Source organism: Evansella clarkii, assembly GCF_002019695.1.
Classification (GTDB): Bacteria; Bacillota; Bacilli; order Bacillales; family Salisediminibacteriaceae; genus Evansella; species Evansella clarkii.
Genome location: NZ_KV917376.1, coordinates 322392 through 341060 on the forward strand (window position 1 = coordinate 322392; position 18669 = coordinate 341060).

Here is an 18669-nt window from a genome sequence, read left to right on the forward strand (position 1 = left end):
ATTTCATAATTCAAGATTTACAACTTTAATACGAACAAATTAGATTTACGCTACAGACGGACGCGTTCTGCGGGCACGGCTTCAACTAATTTTTGATGGCTGAATGCCGTCAAAAATGGATTTTCAGCTCGCGCTTTTCCCGCCAGAGTCGCCGTCTTCCGCTGCAATCGAAAAGAAGCATTCGTCTTTTTATACATAGTCTATATATGAAATACAGTCAATGGATAACTCTATCCTTTTTTACACATCATAAAAACTAATGAAGATACAAAAAAAGAAAGGATAAAAAATGAAGGATAAAAACAAAACGATTGCAGGAACTGATATTAATGAAGTAAAGCGCCTCAACGCTCAATCAGGTCTTTCTTATAATGAAGCCAAAAAAGCAATGGCACAAAAGAAAGGTTTTCTTACAAACAAAACGTCAACATAAAGAGACTGGGACAAAAGCATATACAATAAAAGAAAAAACGAATGAGAACCAAAGGAGGAGCTTAAATACCGCTCCGGAAATATACTTCGCGTCCGCGGGCATAGCCTCAGTCTCCTCGGCAAAAACCAACCTGCGGGGTCTTCGGCTCATGCTATTCCCGCAGGAAAGAGCATTCACTTCTCCGCGAATACGTCGATTTGTCTCGACGGATACGCTTAAAAGCAATGCTCGCAGAGGAAGAGACAGTCGTATATTTCCTACGCTAAACGAGTTCATCATTCGTTTTTTTTATTGAATACTTATTTCTGTCCCAGCCTCTTTTAATTCCTTTCACCTAAAGAATAACAAGACACCCCTCTGCCCAAACAGAGGGGTGATGACTTTTGTTTAGTCCTCAACTGGAAACCAGCCAGGTGTTTTCATAATAGTGGACCAAAGTACATCTGGGACTTTTAACCTTTCCTGATCATCTTTTGTTAAAGATGTTGCTATTGTACCTGTTTCTCCAGCTTCCACTTTTTGAACCCATTTTGGTTCGATGATGAGTTCACGCCCTAAAGCAAGTAAAGGTACTCCAGTATCAAGTGCTTTTTTCACATCTTCTGGTGTATACAAGGAGCCTACACCAATGACAGGGACTTTATTTCCTACTCGTTCCTGAATTAATAATACTCTGGATTTTTTATCTTGCTCATCTCTTATAGAGCCTTGCCAAAAATCCTGCACGGAGACACTTAAATAGTCCAGCTCCTGCTCAGCCAGCGTATCAACAAACGGTAATGTATCATCCATAGTAATTCCTGGGTTTTCCATCTCTTCTGGTGAAATTCTATAGCCAAACACGAAAGGATCCTTTGCATGTTCTTTTACTGCAGCTTTTACTGAATCAATAACAGCTAAAGGAAACGCCATTCGCTTTTCAATTGTTCCGCCCCACTTATCTGTTCTTCGGTTGGAGTGAGGAGAGAAAAACTGTTGAATTAAATACGTATTTGCCCCATGAATTTCTACACCGTCAAAACCAGCTTGTATTGCACGTCTGGCTGCATCCCCAAAAGCTTGAATAATTTCTTCAATTTCAGTCTCAGTTAACTCTCTCGGAGTGACTAATCCAGGCCGCGGTGCCGCAACTGCACTTGCACTTACTGATTGACCATCCTCTAACAACTCAGGAGGGGCCATTCGTCCAGCGTGAAAAATTTGCAGGATCGCTTTTGCACCTTCTCCTTTTATCGTATCGGCAAGACGCTTTAGCCCTGGTATCTTATCATCAGAGTCAGCTCCAATTTGGTTGACAAAACCTTTGCCACCTCTGATAACGTAAGCAACTGCAGTTACAACTGCACCCACACCACCTGAACGTTCTTTATAATAAACAAGCTCCTCATCACTCACGACACCATTTTCTTCAGATGCAAAATTAGTCATTGGAGCCATCAGAATTCGATTCTCTAAACGCACACCACTTTTAAAAGTAAAACCCTCAAATAAAGGATTGTATTTTGAACTCATTCCATAACCTCCTTTTTTTCTTTCCTATCCTACACTAAAGTCCTTTTACTATTCAAAAATAATGCTTCACGGCAACAGTAGTGTAAAAAGCTTGAAAAATAAAGAGTGTCTGCATAAAAAGGAAACGCACTTGAGGAGTTATTTTAGCTCCACCACTCGGCGCTGGACTGAACTAATTTCCCAACTTTTAACTGAACATAAAGTGAACCTTCAATCAGTGGGGGTTTTGTTCATCCCCCACTGATTGTTAGTTGAACCAATCGGGATGTTAGCGTCCGTTATCTCCCACCTAAGCATCACCGGTTCAACTCATGTTTTGAGGTGGGAGTTTTACGGACGATTTCATCGGGATAAAAAAAGAGGCTTCCCAGAAGTTCAAAGAACTAATGGAAAGCCTCTGTGACCTTTTTGTGACCCGTAGAGTAACTGCTTAGCAGCTACTCCTGGGCCTCAGGGAATGATTACATCATTCCGCCCCTAAGGTGAGAGTGTGTAATATCTTTAACCTGATGTGCTAAATGTGCGGAATACTAAGGTTTTGTTAAAATCTTACTGTAACATCTTTAACAAGAATTAACACTTTTTCACCGGGTTGCGTTAGCAATATGTTAGCATTTTGCTAACGTATATTAACTAATACCCATAAAATGCATCCTTTTTGATATTCTTCTTTGGAATATGTTTACTCTTTAAAAAGTCAAATACCGACTTCACCATAGACCTTGGGCCTGCGATAAAGTACTTGCCATTACCCTTATTTAAGGTGGAGAACGTATCTATCTCTTGAAATAAATCATCCCTCGAATCCAAGTAAGTAACATTGATTGAAGTATTGTTAGCAATCTCATCAAGTTCATCTTTAAATATATATGACTTAGTGCTATCCAAATATAGTAGATGTATTGGCTTGTCGATGCCATTTCCTTCTGACTCTATTTGTTTTAAAATTGATCGAAATGGTGTAATGCCAATTCCACCTGCGATGAAAAGAGAAATACCGTTATCTTTTAGATTAAATGACCCTAAAGGCCCAGCCATGTTTATTGTCATTCCCTGTTTCAGTTCCAGCATTGCTTTTTTGAATTCACTTGGATTTTCACTAATACGCATCGTTATTCTAACTACCTTCTCAGTTGGAGACGATGCGATAGTAAATGGGCGTGTTTTATTTTTTATTTTTTATGACTTATCGTAAACAAACCATGTTGCCCTGCTATCCAACTTAAATCGTTCTCTTTTTCAAATAGAAAGGTATAAACATCTTCTGATTCTTTGTAGCTTTCTAAAAACAATAAATCTCTCTTCTTAAACACTGCTAAAGCATCTTGAAAAAAACTCATTCGGCTGCTCCCTTTTCTTCGATTCCTATTAACACTTTCTTAAGTTCTTCAATCTTATACGCCCAACCATATTTTGCACCGTTGAATGCTTGATCTTCTTTGTCAAAGCCTGTATGGTCGAGATGTAAATATGTTATTCCATCCTCTTCCTTCAATGTCCATGTGACAATAGTATTTATCGGACCACCTATCCATGTGTAAGATAACTTATGAGGCTCGTCCACTACTAATACTTCACTATCTACAATTAAATCTATTTCCTCATTACGAAACTGACATTTGTGTCCGACAATGGGTTTAAAATTATTTTCCATTACCCATTGTGCAAGCGTATCTGAATTTGTTAAGGCTCCCCATACTTTATTGATTGGACTCTTAAATTGAAAATCTAACGATATATCTGCCATTATCTATTCCTCCATATGTTATATATAAAATTCTAATCATTTAACCCTTTTCCATCTAAAATTTTCTGCATATATTTTTCAACTCTTGAATATCGGGTTTTGGATTGTTTGGCTCCAGAAAAATAAAAAAGATATGCTCTTTGTCGTCCCGGTGTTAACGATTCAAATGCTGATTTCAATTCAGGGATTTCCTCGAATTTAGATTGTAATTCTTCAGGAACAGTATATTCAGAAGTTTTTTTGAATTCTACTTCTAAACCAGCTTTTTCTGCCTCAATAGCATTATGAATATAGGTTTTCAGGATAGTTTCCATGTCCATTATTTCTTGAACATTGGTGAATCGAATTTGGCGTGCAGACTGCGTATTCTCGGTTTGTTGGATAAGTATATGATTAGGATCCTTTAACAAGGCACCTTTGTGAAACAAAAGAGCACAATACTCTTTAAAGCCGTGAATTAAAACAATATTCTTTCCATCTAACGTGTAACATGGGTGCATCCATTTAAATTCTTCTGTTAGCCCACAATCTAAAACTATTTGTCTTAACTTTTCAAATTCACTCTTCCACTTTTTCTCTTTTCTTAAAAAACCATCAACCTTACGACTATCTGCACTACTAGTCATTCGGCGACACCTTCCTTCAATTTTTCGAAGTAACATTCAAGAATAATAACCTTAATTTCTCATCGGCATTTCGTTATCTTTGAAAAAAATATCCTAATTCGGTTAATTCGGTTATTTTCTATTCCTCCAAAATATTCTTTAGTAATAACGCTCTTTCATTCCAAAACTTTTCATAAAAGGTTAACCAATCTTTCACTTCCTGTAAGGGAGCTGCATTTAGTCGATACCTTGTTTCTCTGCCTATTTTACGGTTGATTACTAAATCTGCTTCTTTTAGGATTGATAAATGTTTTGAAACAGCAGTACGCCCCATTTGAAAATGAGGAGTTAGTTCATGTAAAGGTAACTCTTCAGTATCTGCCAACAAACGTATTAATTTTCGTCTTGTTGGATCTGCAATAGCTACAAAAACATCATGCCTTTGGTCAGTCTTGTTCAATATCTTCTCTCCTTCAAGTAAAATAGGACACCCGATAGTGTCCTTTATTATACGACACCATATAGTGTCCAGTCAATAATATATTTGATACACTTATATCAATTCTATTTTTACGGGTTTGCTTTCGATCAATACGTGATTACAAATTTTTTTATTAAGTGATATATCAGTCTTCAATGGGTAATCAATTCATACCTGTTGACCGGCTTAGGCAATCTGATAATATTAATAAGTTAATAGTTGTCTCCATGTGACACTATAAATAAAAAAAAGAAGCTTCCCATAAGTTTAATCAACTTATGAGAAGCCTCTTTTCATTTTGTTAGCAAAACCCTAACAATTCCTTGTATACCAAGGAGCTGGGGGAATGATTACATCATGCCGCCCATTCCGCCCATTCCGCCCATGTCAGGCATTCCGCCGCCAGCGCCAGCTTCTTCCGGCAGGTCAGCAACTACAGCTTCAGTAGTCAGGAACATAGCTGCCACGGATGCTGCGTTTTGAAGTGCAGAACGAGTTACTTTAGTTGGGTCAACGATTCCAGCTTCGACCATATTTACATATTCGCCAGTAGCTGCGTTGAATCCAATTCCAACTTGTTCGTTCTTCAGGCGCTCAACGATGATTGATCCTTCAAGGCCAGCGTTGTGTGCAATCTGGCGTACAGGCTCTTCAAGGGAACGAAGAACGATGTTAATACCAGTAGCAACGTCGCCTTCAGCGTCGATAGCTTTAACAGCGTTAACTACGTTAACAAGAGCTGTTCCACCACCGGATACGATACCTTCCTCTACAGCTGCGCGAGTAGAGTTAAGTGCGTCCTCAATGCGGAGTTTGCGCTCTTTCATTTCTGTTTCAGTAGCTGCACCAACTTTAACTACCGCTACACCGCCGGCAAGTTTAGCAAGGCGCTCCTGAAGTTTTTCTTTATCGAAATCAGAAGTAGTTTCTTCTAATTGTGCTTTGATTTGGTTTACACGGTTAGAGATTTCAGCTGCATCTCCAGCTCCGTCTACGATTGTAGTGTTGTCTTTTGTAACAACAACTTTAGAAGCACGGCCTAGCTGAGTGATGTTGGCAGATTTAAGGTCTAAGCCTAAATCTTCAGTGATTACTTCACCGCCAGTTAGTGTACCGATATCTTCAAGCATAGCTTTACGGCGGTCACCGAAGCCTGGAGCTTTAACAGCTACAGCGTTGAATGTTCCGCGAAGCTTGTTAACTACTAGTGTTGCAAGAGCTTCACCTTCAACATCTTCAGCGATGATAAGGATTGGCTTACCTTGCTGAACTACCTGCTCAAGTACAGGAAGTACTTCCTGGATGTTGCCGATTTTCTTATCTGTGATCAGGATATACGGATCTTCAAGAACCGCTTCCATCTTCTCAGAGTCAGTAACCATGTATGGAGAAGCATATCCACGGTCAAACTGCATACCTTCCACTACTTCAAGCTCAGTAGTGAAACCTTTGGACTCCTCAACAGTGATAACTCCGTCGTTTCCAACGCGTTCCATAGCTTCTGCAATCAGCTTTCCAACTTCTTCGTTGTCAGCGGAAATAGCAGCAACCTGAGCGATAGAATCTTTTCCTTCGATTGGCTTGGAGATTTTTTGAAGCTCTTCTACAGCTGTCTGAGTAGCTTTTTCGATACCACGGCGGATACCCATTGGGTTAGCACCGGAAGTTACGTTTTTAAGACCTTCAGAAATCATAGCCTGTGCCAGAACAGTAGCAGTAGTAGTACCGTCACCAGCGATATCGTTCGTCTTGCTTGCAACTTCTGATACAAGCTTAGCACCCATATTTTCGAAGTTGTCTTCAAGCTCGATTTCTTTCGCGATAGTTACACCATCGTTTGTGATTAATGGAGATCCAAATTTTTTCTCAAGAACCACGTTACGTCCTTTTGGTCCTAAAGTTACTTTTACAGCATCTGCTAATGCGTCAACACCACGCTTCATGGAACGGCGCGCGTCTTCGCTGAATTTGATTTCTTTAGCCATGCGTTCATCTACCTCCTATTATATGTAGTAGTTTATTATCAGTAATGGTTGAAGACTTCTTAGCCAATAACAGCAAGTACGTCGCTTTCACGAAGGATCAGATATTCCTTGCCTTCATATTTCACTTCTGTACCAGCATACTTGGAGAAGATAACAGCATCTCCGTCTTTCACCTCAAGTGCCACACGCTCACCGTTTTCAGTTACGCGTCCAGTACCCACAGCTACAACCTTACCTTCCTGCGGCTTTTCCTTTGCAGAATCAGGAAGTACGATTCCGCTAGCTGTTTTTTCTTCTTGCTCCACTAACTCAATGACAATACGATCGCCTAATGGTTTTAACAAGGAAAACAACCTCCTTTAAATTTTTTATTGCTGCAATTCCAGCTGAAGTTCAGCCGAAATGAGCATTATATATTTATGTTTATTAGCACTCGCCAACGTTGAGTGCTAACACATTTATATAATAATCAAATGATTTTTTTTTTGCAACCCTTTTGCCCATTTTATATGTAATTTTTTTCACCGGATTGCCTTTACTGTTATTTACTTTAAATTTTTATTTTATACGCGAATGGGCTGGGGAAAAAATCATGGTGATTTTTTAATAGCCTCAGGACCTCTGGGCAATATTATCATTTATCTTATGTTAAAATAGAAATTATCGCCGCTCTGTATAATGTAGCTGTCTCTCAGGCCGTTTCTGCTTAAAACGGCGGGACAGTTCAAGTATAAAGGATATAGCGGAGCACTACAAATTTAAGGGAATTTTTAAAAAGGGGTCATTCACGTTGTCGAAAAAATACTGGCTAATTTTAATAAGTTTCATTGTTATGCAGCTTTCAACTTCGCTTGTTGCACTGCTGCTTATTCAGTTTGGTTTTCAGGGCACAGAAGCAGAGCTTCTTGGTACAGCTATATTGATAACATTTTCTATTGGTTTTGTTGTGATTGGGTTACTGGCATTAAAAGCAAAACCTGACGAAGAGTTTATCCGCAACAGGACGAGTGGAGGAGAAACCATCGTCTGGATTATCGCAGGTATATTTCTTGCTTACGCGGCCCAAATTGTCGCCGGCATGATCGAGATGTATTTATTCGGTATTGAACCTGGCTCTGAGAATACACAGGTGATAGTGGACTGGGCAAATGCTGTTCCTCTCCTTATTATTGTAGTAGCTGTTCTCGTACCGATCATGGAAGAGATTGTTTTCCGGATGGTTATTTTCGGAAGCTTATATAAGCGGTTTGGTTTCTGGATAGCAGCCTTGCTGAGTGGTTTTATCTTCGCCGTTGTTCATATGGACTTTGAGCACCTGCTCGTATATCTGGCTATGGGTATAGTGTTTGCATGGCTCTATGTGAAAACAAAAAGAATTATCGTTCCTATTATGGCCCACGTTGGCATCAACTCTTTCGTCATGCTTGTTCAGGTCATATTCGGAGAGCAGATCCAGGATCTTATTGAGCAGATGGAAGAAATGGAAGCTATGATTCAAGCTATAATTGGAGGATTGTTTTAATGAAAAGATCACCTAAATTTTACGGATATCTCTATTTCTTACTGGCTACTTTTTTTCTTATTTTCGCCATCCAGCAGAATAACCGTACAGAAGGCTGGGACGTTTTAACGATTATTTTAATGGCAGTTGCAGCAATAGATTATTTAATTGCATTTAAGCATTTTGGGGCTGCGAAAAGGCAGAAGAATAATAACAGGAAAAGTTCATAATAAACAGGCCGCACATCGATGTGCGGCCTGTTTTTATGTGTGAAGGTTTGTTTCAGGACAAATTAATGTTTATTATAGTGGATTTGTCCCGCAACTGAAATTTGCTGGACAAATCCTGACGTTCGCAGCGAGATTTGTCCAGATTCCAGGCTTTGCTGGACAAATTTCTCCTTACTCTGCAATATTTGTCCAGTAAATAAGTCCTTTTTACATATTATCCCATATATAGGCGCGTTTCCTGGACAAATTTATGAAAAGCAGCTTAGATTTATCCAGCAACTGAAATTTGCTGGACAAATTCTGCCCTTCATAACAACATTTGTCCAGATTCCACGCTTTGCTGGACAAATTTCTCCTTACTCTGCAATATTTGTCCAGTAAATAAGCCTATTTTACATATTATCCCATATATGGGTGGCTTTCCTGGACAAATTTATGAAAAGCAGCTTAGATTTATCCAGCAACTGAAATTTGCTGGACAAATTCTGCCCTTCATAACAACATTTGTCCAGATTCCACGCTTTGCTGGACAAATTCCCCGTTTCATCCTGATATTTGTCCCGATTCTCATTCGCCTCTCTAACTCACTAACAACCACGTACTCAGGCAGCCAAACTAGAATCAACCGAGCCGGCCACCTGAATTAGTCACCCAGCTTTCCACTCACAGCCTCCTGCTCCTGCTTCGCCTGTTTCTTGTATTCTCTGCCAAGGAGGATGCCGAGTGGTACGGCTAGAAATGCGAGAACGCCCATGACAATAAACCCTTCATTGATTGCCTGGAGGCTGGCTTCAGGAAGGCTAAGCCCATTGGCGCTTACTATTTGCGACCGCCTTACTTCAAAGTAAATCGAGAAAAATACGATCCCGAGGGCGGAACTCATCTGCCGGAGTACATTATTCATTGCCGAACCTCTCGAAATAAATTTTTCCGGTATAGCATTCATTCCGGTTGTGGTAGCAGGCATAGTACTAAGTCCCATTCCAATCCCTCTTATGGCATTCAGGGCGAAAATTACCCAGAGGGCAGTCTCCATAGAGAGGAAGCCAAGGAACATTGTTGCTACTGCTATAATTGTAAGGCCTGAAGTAACAATTAGTGAGGGTCCCTGCCTGTCAAGAATCCTTCCGCCAACTGTCATAAAGATTCCTGTCAGAAGCGCTGAGGGGAGAAAAGTAAGTCCCGTAATAATTGCTCCATAACCGTAAACTCCCTGTATCAGCAGCGGGATCAGAAATATTCCGCCGAACAGGCTTATGGAACTGACACTGGCAACAAGCACGCTGTAAGTATACGCCGGTACTTTAAATATGGATAAATCGAGCAGCGGCTGTTCTTTTCCATTTTCGATTTTAACAAAAAGCATTAAAGCAATGAGCCCGAGGATAAGTAAACTTATATTCATAGGATCCTGCAAATGTGCCAGCTCGGAAACTCTGCCGAGAGCCAGGAGCATAGCGCCTACACCTAAAGTTACAGCAACAAATCCTGATAAATCGAATGTAAGGTTCGAAGCCCTTGCAGTTTGCTTTAAATAAATCTGGGAGAAGACAAGCCCCAGCACGCCGGTTGGAATATTGCAGAGAAACAGCCACTGCCAGGAGCCAAGCTCTATGATGACTCCTCCGAGCGTCGGGCCGATGGTGGGAGCCATCATGGCCGCTATCCCGTATATCCCAGTGGCAAGTCCTCTTTCCTTTTTAGGAAAAACTTCGAAAATGAGCGCCATTGCAGTTGGCATCATCATTCCTCCGCCAATCCCCTGAAGGCCGCGGAACAATATCAATGAAGGCAGATCCCATGAAACAGAACCAAGGAGAGAACCAATTACAAAGAGAGCCAGCCCGGCCATGTAGAGTTGTTTCTTGCCGAACCTGTCTCCTAAATATCCTGTTACTGGCATGGTCACTCCCATAGTAACCATGAAAATAGTGATTACCCATCCTGCCGCTACTGCATCAGCGTTAAACACTTCCATTAAGTGAGGGACAGCAGGGTTCAGCGTACTGTTATTCAGAATAATTGTGAAAGTCCCTAAAAGAACGGTGATAACCACTAGCCATTTCTGTGGCACTTTACTCAAAACGAATCACCTGCTTATACTTGTTTACAACAAATTTTATTCGAAACCCGAAACATTTATATTAACTATATCATGAATAACGGCTTGCCTGAACAAAAAATTCCGAACTTTCGTTTTATTAAGGATATTCCAGGACAAAATAAGGCCTCCCATTTTTAATATTAGGGACCTTAACGCCTGTTCTTCCTTTCCTTTGCTTTCTTCACTTTTACTCTTTTGGCAGCATCCTGTTTCTGGACCCATTTTACATATTTTTTTATCTTCTCATCATCTTTCAGTCTTTCCATTGTCTGCAGCCGGACAGCTAGCTCCTGATTAGAATAAAGAGCATGGATTTGTCTGTGGCATGGCCGGCAAAGCTCGGCGACAGGAAGCAGAGCTCCTCCATGCTGCTTTGGAGTCAAATGATGTATTGTAAGTTCCACTTCTTCACGGCCGCACAATTCACAAGGTCCTGTTTTTGCCAACAGATCATCACCTTCCTTTAACAGAAAAAAACGCTAAGTTATTTCCCAGCGTTTTTTTCTGCCCCAACTGTGTAACCCTTTAAAATCACAATGGATAATGCTTTAAGAAGTATATGAGCGACTGCAGCTCCACTGCAAGATCAATATGATGAATCCGCACATCTTCCGGCACAGAAATCCTTGCCGGTGTGAAATTAAGTATACCTTTTACATCAGCAGCCACAAGCTTGTCGGTTATGCTCTGGGCTGCATTGGCCGGAACAGTAAGAATTGCCACTTCCACTTCATTGTTCATCCGTTCCGCCAGCTCGTCCATATGGTGAATGGGAACGCTTGCAATTTCCTGGCCTACCTTACTTTCATCCACATCGAACGCCATTACGATTCTTGTATTATTGCTTTTTGAAAAATTATAGTTCAATAAAGCAGTTCCCAGGTTACCTACACCAACAAGGGCAACCTTGGTTACCGCATCCTGGTCCAGTGTTTTCCTGAAGAAGGACAATAAGTAATTTACGTTGTAGCCGTAACCTTTTTTCCCCAGTGCTCCAAAGTAAGAAAAATCCCTTCTTATCGTGGCTGAATCCACTTTTACTGCTTCACTTAACTCAGATGAAGAAACCCTGTGTTTTCCGGATGACTGAAGACTTTCCAGAAAACGATAGTACAATGGCAGCCTTTTAGCGGTTGCCTGTGGTATCTTAGTCTGATCAATATTCATACTTTTTTCCTCCCGCCATTACCCGTTTCTGAACTCGCTGCTGTTAGTCTCTTTTATAGTCCCCGCTTTTTCCGCCGGTCTTTTCCGTCAGATAGGTTTCTCCGATGACCATACCTTTGTCGACTGCTTTGCACATATCATATATTGTCAGAGCCGTGGCCGAGGCAGCTGTCAAAGCCTCCATCTCCACCCCTGTGCTCCCTTTTGTTTTCACACTGCATTCGATATGGAGCTTGTAAAAATCTTCACTTACTTCCCAGTGAAAAAGTATATCGACTCCTGATAAAGAAAGCGGATGGCACATTGGAATCCACTGAGACGTGTTTTTTGCGGCCATAACACCTGCAACCTGTGCTACTGCCAATACATCGCCCTTTTTCATCGTCCCTTGCTCTATACCTTCATAAATTTCCTTATTGACCTGAATACTGCTTTTAGCGACAGCAGTTCTGACAGTTTCCTGCTTGTCCGAAATATCTACCATCTTCGCTCTGCCCTGGTCATTAAAATGTGTAAAATCACTCATAGAATGACCCCTCCCTTTCCTTTCTATTGTACACTATTGCTCAACATGCTGCATATTTCTTTCTTATTTAATATAGTTTGCAATTGCCTTAAATCCAATTAAGTTGCTCCATCCCCCTTCATCATGTACACTTTTTGTAGGCATAACGGATTTATGACAGTGAGGATGAACAATCATGATATTAATGCAGTGCGTACAGTTGTCAAAATCCTTTGGCGTGGAAAAAATATTGTCCAATGTAAAACTCGAAGTGCAGAGCAGGGACAGAGTCGCCCTCGTTGGACGTAACGGAGCAGGAAAGTCCACTCTGCTGAAAATTATAGCAGGAGAACTTTCTTATGATTCCGGAGATCTGATCATACCAAAGGATGTTTCTATAGGATATCTTGCACAGGACAGCGGATTACATTCAGACCGTTCCATCTGGGACGAAATGATGACTGTTTTTTTACCGCTGAAGAAAATGGAGCAGGAACTGAGAGATCTGGAAGCAAAGATGAGTGACTATGAAAACCCTGATTACGAAAAAATACTTCAGGAATATGACCGGCTGCAGCAGGACTTTAAAGATCTGGGCGGCTACCAGTATGAAGCGGATATTCGCAGTATTTTGTCCGGGCTTAATTTTGCTTCTTTCGATTACGATACAAAGGTCAGCAGTTTAAGCGGCGGACAGAAAACCCGCCTTGCCCTCGGGAAACTCCTTCTTACGAAACCCGACATGCTGATTCTGGACGAGCCTACTAACCACCTTGATATTGAAACACTCACATGGCTCGAAGGCTATCTTACCGGATATGACGGGGCGATACTTGTTGTTTCCCACGACCGTTATTTCCTCGACCGTGTTGTGAACCAGGTATACGAGCTGTCGTTTAATCGTACAATCAAGTACCCAGGCAACTACAGCAAATACCTGGAGGAAAAAGCGAAACGCCTGGAGCTGGAAATGAAGCAGTTCGAAAAACAGCAGGGCGAAATTAAAAAGCTGGAAGATTTCGTCCAGAGGAATATAGCAAGAGCATCCACAAGCAACCGGGCGAAAAGCCGCCGTAAACAGCTGGACAGAATCCAGGTCATGCATCGGCCCCAGGATGACGATTTATCAGCGAGGTTCCGGTTTGAAATAAAGAAACAAAGCGGTAATGATGTATTAACGGTGGAAGACCTCGCTGCCGGTTATAACGGTAAGAAGCTTATCGAGAAAGTCAGCTTCCAGATGAAGCGGGGAGAAAGTGTCGCTTTGATCGGTCCAAACGGAGTCGGGAAATCAACCTTCATTAAAACGATCTCAAGAAAGCTGGACCCGATTAACGGACAGATTAACTACGGCAGCAATGTTACAATCGGTTACTATGACCAGGAGCAAACCGACCTCCGTTCCAATAAGACAGTGCTTCAGGAGCTGTGGGACGAATATCCACAGACACCTGAAAAAGACATTCGCACAGTACTGGGCAATTTTCTGTTCAGCGGGGAAGATGTGCTGAAAACCGTTTATGATTTGAGCGGCGGCGAAAAAGCAAGGCTCGCTTTGGCCAAGCTGATGATGCTGAAAGCAAATCTGCTTATTCTTGACGAGCCTACAAACCATCTGGATTTAGACAGTAAAGAAGTGCTTGAGAACGCCCTTATTGATTACCCGGGAACACTGTTGTTCGTCTCCCATGACAGATATTTTGTCAACCGGATGGCAACGCGGGTAGCCGAGCTGTCCCGGGACGGACTGACGGATTACCTTGGGGATTACGATTATTATGTTACAAAAAAGCTGGAGCAGGAAGAATGGAAAAAGCTTAAGGAAGAGGAAGCTGCCGAAAAGCTGAAAACTTCTTCTGGCGTTTCACAAACATTTGCCGGGGAAAAACAAGGCAAGCAGGATTATGAACGGGAAAAAGAACTGCAGAAAAAACAGAGGCAGCGCAAACGGCAAATCGAAGAGCTTGAAAAGAACATTGAAAAAGCTGAAGCAGAGATTGCTGAACTGGAAGAACAGCTTTGCGATCCTGATATTTATCAGGATCACGAAAAGTCTATGGAAATCAACAACTCCCTTGAAGCAAAAAAATCTGCTATCGAAGAGTGGATGGAAACCTGGGAAGAACTCCAGCTGGAAGAAGAATAGATTATTGAAAGAACCCCCGGCGAAAGCCCGGGGGTTCTTCTTATATGTGCTTTTTCACGTGGTGCCTTCCCTTCCCCCTATGTCATAGTGACAGTTGCGTGAGGGCAAAACTCTTCAAAGTACTGGTATTAAAGGGTTTTTCTTTTTTAGGAGGAGGTTTCCCCCCCCCGCGTCATAGTGACACCTGTCATAGTGACAGTTGGGTTAAGAAAACTATCTTTCCATCATCAAAAAAACCTCCCGCTTCCTTTATTATCAGCACTCGCGCTATTTTCAGACTGGATTTCCCTTTCCAGGGACCACCCATAACTTACACTTAAGATAATAAACATACTTGTTGCAGCTGCAACGATCCCTGAATCATTAAGTATAAGTAAAGCGAGGGAACCGGCTATGCAGACGTTTGAAAGAAAAACCTGAGGCCCATTCATATGTCCCTTCCTTCGTTTCCACAAGACGATACCGGTTAAAAAGTAACTAGTTATAAAAAGCTGGGTCCAATATGATATTTTGAATATCTTCCAGTTCATCTCAAGCTTACGGATAATCGTCTGCCAAATGGACGCCAGATCTCCTCCCAAAAGACGTTCGTATGCCAGGAAGATATGGCTGGAAGGCTGGGATATTTGCAGCACATACAGAATACCAAGCATCCCCAGCAAAAATCCCCCGGCTGCCAGAAGTTTAACACTCCTATTCAAGTCTTTCAGGAAAAGCTGGGAAACTGCAAAAGCATACATGATTGCAGCCGATAAACTTGCGCCTGCGTTAGCCCCTAAAGATGCACTTCCTAGCATAACAACCAATATAACTGACACAGCAGTTAATATGCCAAACTCAGTGATTCTTTCTTTTTTCGAGGTTATCCCATACCTCTTAATCAACGGGACCACCATTAATATTCCGCTCACAAGATAAATCCCGGCAAATTCATTGCCTATCCCGTAATATCTGGCTCCAATTACAGGATCGTAGCTCAGAAAGGAACGCTCGGTAAAAAAGGCCCCCGTTAAAATATCCACAGTTAAGGCAGTAAAGAAAAGCGCGCACGCCGCACTGTATGGCGCCTTAAAAAGAAAAGAAACCAGCACTGCGGACAATACACTTACTGCAAAAATGCCCGCCACATACAAGTAAGCGGAAAAATATTTCACTGCCGGGCTGGTTAATAGAAACCAAAGGGGAGACAGGACTCCGCTAAGTAATAATATCGCCGCCGCTTTTTTAAACCTTGGTGATTCTTTGTTAAACCAAATCATCAGCGAGACGGCAATCAGCAGTACGATTAGAGCGGAGACATAGCTGGATAAAACAGCACCGCGTTCCCCAAAAACTTTATTTATTTCTTCTACTCTGTCCAGCACAATCCTTAGGCTTCCGGCATTTTCTACAGCGCTCTCCGAAAAAACGACCGGCTGCCCTAACCCGTTTTTCTCCTCGTCTTCTAAACTAAATGCATTCAGCCAGGATGCTGTAAAGTCGGTATTACTTATTATCCCGTTCCTCCGGGTAGTTGGAGAATACAGAATTCCTTCAGCCTGCCTGTCTTCTTTCCATACCCAAACAGGGCCCAGTTCATTTTTTTCCTTATATGCATCTTCGTTAACCGCTGGCGAGACAAGCCAGATTTCTCCACTCACTCCCTGATGTATATCATCGAGCATGGAAGCAAGTGAGTCCAATGTCTCCTCGTATACCTCAGCAAAGTAGCCTTGTTCCATTTGACCTTTCATGGAAAATAGCCGGTGGAGATCTCCCCATTCCACAACAGTAAATGATCTGCTGAACCTTCTGCCTGTTTCCTCAAGATGCTGAAGAATCAGCCTGCTGCTCATTTTTAGCTGCCCTGGAAATTCCTCAGCAGCTTCCGTCCCTGCCTGAATACTCCCCAGTGATTCCCCGCTTTTGTTAATAACTAACAACGAACCGAATCTGCTTTTTTCCTCGTTTGTATCCGAATTGCCGATTACGTATGTATTAATTCCCGCTTCTTCGAGACTGCTCCCGAACCATCCTGGAACAGGCCGGAAGCCCCCTGTATGATTCTGTGCTGTTAATAAGTGAAAATAAGGGTGGATAATTGAATTCCCCGCTGGTTTTCCAGTGAGTTGTTTCAAAAGAAGTTCTGCCGGAACCCCATCAAGGATTTCGCCTTTTTCATAGGCATTCCAGTTGCTTATCCCAGCAGAGCGTCTCCCGGTACTTATTGTGACTGTATTGTTGAGATAGGAATACCTGCCGTCAGGTTTCAAATTCGCCGCGGCAGGGTATCCTGAGTTCCATAACCGTGAATAACTTTCAATACTGTACAGCTTGTCCATTTCCTTAAAAGACAGACCTGGGACAAGGACAACTATTACATGTTTTTCTTCTTTTTCTCCGGCAGCAGCATCCACAGAAACTGCGGAAAGCAATATAATAATTATCCCCAGGCAGCAAAGAAAAGCGAAAGTTTTTTTGGAAATTGGAATATATTTAACCGCGCTTATTTTCTGACATATCCACATAATCCACAACCCTATCCACAGCTTTTTTCAGTAATTCCAAGGTGTTTCTACAGTTTTGCACAAAATACGACACTTATCCACATAATAATTGTTAACAAGTGTATTTCCCTTAAAATCAGCTTTTCATTAGTTTTTCCCCATTATCCACAGTATGTGAATAAACTGTTATTAACAAGAGCATGCATTCGTATTAAATATACATATAATTATAAACATCTACTATTTTTTCCATAAATAAGAAAACATATGCACTGCTGTGCATATGTCTTCGTCTGACCACCTATTTCAACACCAATCCTGGCTGGCCGTTAAGCCTGTCATCCGCCCTGCGTCCCTGCTGGTAAAATATCGTGCCGGCTGCTGCTATCATCGCTGCATTATCGGTACAAAGGGGCATTGGGGGAATCGTTAAGCTGATCCCTTTTTCACTGCACGCAGAAGTAAGTGCTTCCCTCAGCCCTTTATTAGCTGCTACCCCGCCTGCAAGAAGAAGCCTGTCCACATTTTTTTCTTCAACAGCCCGCATTGTTTTACCGACCAGAACCTCGATAACACTTTCCTGAAAGCTTGCTGCTATATTTTCAGGAGGTATTTCCTCCCCGCGCTGTTTTGCGTTATGAAGGGTATTTATTACGGAGGATTTAAGGCCGCTGAAGCTGAAGTCGAAAGAATCAGGCTCCAGCCAGGCCCTTGGGAGTTTAACAGAAGCTTCTCCCTCATGGGCGAGCCTGTCGATATGCGGGCCTCCCGGATATGGAAGGCCAAGAGTCCGCGCCACCTTATCATAAGCTTCTCCAACAGCATCGTCCCTTGTCTCACCGATCACTTCAAAGGAACCGTGCTCCTTCATATAAATCAGCTCCGTATGGCCCCCTGATACGACGAGGGTAATCAACGGGAAGGTCAGCTCTTCAACAATATGGTTCGCATATATATGTCCCGCTATATGATGAACCCCGACAAGTGGTTTATCCATTGCGTATGCCAGTGCCTTTGCTGAATTGACACCGACGAGAAGAGCACCTACAAGCCCAGGCCCTTCTGTTACAGCAATAGCATCGATGTCTTTTAGCTCTGTTCCCGCTTCTTTCAGAGCTTCTTCAAAAATATACGTTATCTGCTCCACATGATGGCGGGAAGCAATTTCAGGTACCACACCGCCAAAACGTTTATGGCTTTCTATTTGTGAAGAAACGACATTGCTGAGAATATCCCGGCCGTTTTTTACAACAGCAGCAGAGGTTTCATCACAGCTCGTTTCGATTCCTAATATAAGCATATCCTGTTCATCTTTCATTCGAGCACCACCCACATGATTTGGGCATCTTCCTGATTATCCGTATAATAATTCTTCCGGATGCCCCCATTTTCAAATCCAAATTTACTGTACATTCTTTTTGCAGGTTCATTGGAAACCCGTACCTCGAGGGTAATCTTTTTCGCTCCAAGCGTTTTCGCCAGAGCCATCGACGACTGCAGCAGCTGCTCCCCAACGCCCTGCTTTCTGAAATCAGAGTGTACAGCTACATTCGTAATATGGGCTTCATCAATGATTATCCAGACACCGATATAGCCGATAATCCTTTTACCTGATAAAGCAACTAAATAATATGCGAACTGGTTTGAGGCCAGTTCATTAACAAACGCACCACGGCTCCACGGAGAAGGAAAACAATTATGCTCTACCTCCATCACCTGGTCTAAATCCTCCAGGTCCATAAACCGGATTTCTACCTCTTCTCCCAT

19 protein-coding genes are annotated in these 18669 nt (G+C 42.1%); 4 read left to right on the top strand and 15 right to left on the bottom strand.

What is annotated here, in order from left to right; translation table 11 throughout:
• The first annotated feature begins 289 nt into the window (after window positions 1-289).
• Window positions 290-433: a hypothetical protein gene (locus tag BK582_RS26700; protein WP_169910717.1), complete on the top strand. Its 144-nt coding sequence runs from the start codon at window positions 290-292 to the stop codon at window positions 431-433.
• Window positions 434-820: 387 nt separating this feature from the next.
• Here the strand turns inward: BK582_RS26700 and BK582_RS01355 are convergent, their stop codons facing one another.
• The 8 genes from BK582_RS01355 to groES all read right to left on the bottom strand — a co-directional run bounded on the left by BK582_RS01355 (window position 821) and on the right by groES (window position 7107).
• On the bottom strand, window positions 821-1945 hold the full coding sequence (locus BK582_RS01355) for an NADH-dependent flavin oxidoreductase (protein ID WP_078592645.1): 1125 nt from the start codon (window positions 1943-1945) through the stop codon (window positions 821-823).
• 633 nt (window positions 1946-2578) lie between these two features.
• Window positions 2579-3055 (bottom strand): FAD-dependent oxidoreductase, encoded by a 477-nt coding sequence (locus BK582_RS01360; RefSeq protein WP_338066790.1) that lies wholly within the window; start codon window positions 3053-3055, stop codon window positions 2579-2581.
• Window positions 3056-3117: 62 nt separating this feature from the next.
• Window positions 3118-3285 carry a hypothetical protein gene (locus tag BK582_RS28200; RefSeq protein WP_338066791.1) on the bottom strand — a complete coding sequence of 56 codons (168 nt, stop codon included), beginning with the start codon at window positions 3283-3285 and terminating at the stop codon, window positions 3118-3120.
• On the bottom strand, window positions 3282-3692 hold the full coding sequence (locus BK582_RS01365; protein WP_078592646.1) for an SRPBCC family protein: 411 nt from the start codon (window positions 3690-3692) through the stop codon (window positions 3282-3284). Before BK582_RS01365 ends, BK582_RS28200 begins: the two co-directional genes overlap by 4 nt.
• A 32-nt stretch (window positions 3693-3724) precedes the next feature.
• Window positions 3725-4318, bottom strand: coding sequence for a YdeI/OmpD-associated family protein (locus BK582_RS01370; protein WP_078592647.1), 594 nt, complete (start codon window positions 4316-4318; stop codon window positions 3725-3727).
• A gap of 118 nt (window positions 4319-4436) precedes the next feature.
• The gene (locus BK582_RS01375; RefSeq protein ID WP_078592648.1) at window positions 4437-4757 is read right to left on the bottom strand and encodes an ArsR/SmtB family transcription factor; all 321 of its coding nucleotides are present in this window, start codon (window positions 4755-4757) and stop codon (window positions 4437-4439) included.
• Between the two features lie 371 nt (window positions 4758-5128).
• Window positions 5129-6763, bottom strand: a complete 1635-nt coding sequence (groL, locus tag BK582_RS01380) for a chaperonin GroEL (protein ID WP_078592649.1) — start codon at window positions 6761-6763, stop codon at window positions 5129-5131.
• Window positions 6764-6822: 59 nt separating this feature from the next.
• Window positions 6823-7107, bottom strand: coding sequence for a co-chaperone GroES (gene groES, locus BK582_RS01385; protein ID WP_078592650.1), 285 nt, complete (start codon window positions 7105-7107; stop codon window positions 6823-6825).
• Between the two features lie 446 nt (window positions 7108-7553).
• On the opposite strand from groES, the gene BK582_RS01390 reads away from it, so the two are divergent.
• Together BK582_RS01390 and BK582_RS01395 are read left to right on the top strand one after the other, a co-directional pair.
• Window positions 7554-8285, top strand: coding sequence for a CPBP family intramembrane glutamic endopeptidase (locus BK582_RS01390; protein ID WP_078592651.1), 732 nt, complete (start codon window positions 7554-7556; stop codon window positions 8283-8285).
• On the top strand, window positions 8285-8494 hold the full coding sequence (locus BK582_RS01395) for a YdiK family protein (RefSeq protein ID WP_078592652.1): 210 nt from the start codon (window positions 8285-8287) through the stop codon (window positions 8492-8494). The genes BK582_RS01390 and BK582_RS01395 overlap by 1 nt, the downstream gene beginning before the upstream one ends.
• Window positions 8495-9137: 643 nt before the next feature.
• On the opposite strand, the gene BK582_RS01400 is transcribed toward BK582_RS01395, so the two are convergent.
• From BK582_RS01400 to moaC, 4 genes are all read right to left on the bottom strand, one after another.
• Window positions 9138-10577, bottom strand: coding sequence for an MDR family MFS transporter (locus tag BK582_RS01400; RefSeq protein WP_078592653.1), 1440 nt, complete (start codon window positions 10575-10577; stop codon window positions 9138-9140).
• A 170-nt stretch (window positions 10578-10747) separates the two neighbouring features.
• Window positions 10748-11044, bottom strand: a complete 297-nt coding sequence (locus BK582_RS01405; protein ID WP_078592654.1) for an HNH endonuclease — start codon at window positions 11042-11044, stop codon at window positions 10748-10750.
• Between the two features lie 85 nt (window positions 11045-11129).
• Window positions 11130-11765 carry a redox-sensing transcriptional repressor Rex gene (locus BK582_RS01410; protein ID WP_078592655.1) on the bottom strand — a complete coding sequence of 212 codons (636 nt, stop codon included), beginning with the start codon at window positions 11763-11765 and terminating at the stop codon, window positions 11130-11132.
• Between the two features lie 43 nt (window positions 11766-11808).
• Window positions 11809-12291: a cyclic pyranopterin monophosphate synthase MoaC gene (moaC, locus tag BK582_RS01415; RefSeq protein WP_078592656.1), complete on the bottom strand. Its 483-nt coding sequence runs from the start codon at window positions 12289-12291 to the stop codon at window positions 11809-11811.
• A gap of 175 nt (window positions 12292-12466) precedes the next feature.
• Here moaC and BK582_RS01420 point away from each other — a divergent pair, with 175 nt between their 5' ends.
• Complete coding sequence (locus BK582_RS01420; protein WP_078592657.1) at window positions 12467-14416, top strand: ABC-F family ATP-binding cassette domain-containing protein; 1950 nt, start codon at window positions 12467-12469, stop codon at window positions 14414-14416.
• Window positions 14417-14643: 227 nt separating this feature from the next.
• On the opposite strand, the gene BK582_RS01425 is transcribed toward BK582_RS01420, so the two are convergent.
• From BK582_RS01425 to rimI, 3 genes are all read right to left on the bottom strand, one after another.
• On the bottom strand, window positions 14644-16923 hold the full coding sequence (locus BK582_RS01425; RefSeq protein ID WP_078592658.1) for a hypothetical protein: 2280 nt from the start codon (window positions 16921-16923) through the stop codon (window positions 14644-14646).
• A 280-nt stretch (window positions 16924-17203) separates the two neighbouring features.
• Window positions 17204-18220 (bottom strand): tRNA (adenosine(37)-N6)-threonylcarbamoyltransferase complex transferase subunit TsaD, encoded by a 1017-nt coding sequence (gene tsaD / locus BK582_RS01430; protein ID WP_078592659.1) that lies wholly within the window; start codon window positions 18218-18220, stop codon window positions 17204-17206.
• On the bottom strand, window positions 18217-18669 hold the full coding sequence (rimI, locus tag BK582_RS01435) for a ribosomal protein S18-alanine N-acetyltransferase (RefSeq protein ID WP_078592660.1): 453 nt from the start codon (window positions 18667-18669) through the stop codon (window positions 18217-18219). Before rimI ends, tsaD begins: the two co-directional genes overlap by 4 nt.

Excerpts from the sequence above, each read along its gene's own strand:
- BK582_RS26700 (WP_169910717.1), top strand. The coding sequence starts at position 290 with ATGAAGGATAAAAACAAAACGATTGCAGGAACTGATATTAATGAAGTA.
- BK582_RS01355 (WP_078592645.1), bottom strand. The coding sequence starts at position 1,945 with ATGAGTTCAAAATACAATCCTTTATTTGAGGGTTTTACTTTTAAAAGT.
- BK582_RS01360 (WP_338066790.1), bottom strand. The coding sequence starts at position 3,055 with ATGCGTATTAGTGAAAATCCAAGTGAATTCAAAAAAGCAATGCTGGAA.
- BK582_RS28200 (WP_338066791.1), bottom strand. The coding sequence starts at position 3,285 with ATGAGTTTTTTTCAAGATGCTTTAGCAGTGTTTAAGAAGAGAGATTTA.
- BK582_RS01365 (WP_078592646.1), bottom strand. The coding sequence starts at position 3,692 with ATGGCAGATATATCGTTAGATTTTCAATTTAAGAGTCCAATCAATAAA.
- BK582_RS01370 (WP_078592647.1), bottom strand. The coding sequence starts at position 4,318 with ATGACTAGTAGTGCAGATAGTCGTAAGGTTGATGGTTTTTTAAGAAAA.
- groL (WP_078592649.1), bottom strand. The coding sequence starts at position 6,763 with ATGGCTAAAGAAATCAAATTCAGCGAAGACGCGCGCCGTTCCATGAAG.
- BK582_RS01395 (WP_078592652.1), top strand. The coding sequence starts at position 8,285 with ATGAAAAGATCACCTAAATTTTACGGATATCTCTATTTCTTACTGGCT.
- BK582_RS01410 (WP_078592655.1), bottom strand. The coding sequence starts at position 11,765 with ATGAATATTGATCAGACTAAGATACCACAGGCAACCGCTAAAAGGCTG.
- moaC (WP_078592656.1), bottom strand. The coding sequence starts at position 12,291 with ATGAGTGATTTTACACATTTTAATGACCAGGGCAGAGCGAAGATGGTA.
- BK582_RS01420 (WP_078592657.1), top strand. The coding sequence starts at position 12,467 with ATGATATTAATGCAGTGCGTACAGTTGTCAAAATCCTTTGGCGTGGAA.
- BK582_RS01425 (WP_078592658.1), bottom strand. The coding sequence starts at position 16,923 with ATGTGGATATGTCAGAAAATAAGCGCGGTTAAATATATTCCAATTTCC.
- tsaD (WP_078592659.1), bottom strand. The coding sequence starts at position 18,220 with ATGAAAGATGAACAGGATATGCTTATATTAGGAATCGAAACGAGCTGT.
- rimI (WP_078592660.1), bottom strand. The coding sequence starts at position 18,669 with ATGGGAGAAGAGGTAGAAATCCGGTTTATGGACCTGGAGGATTTAGAC.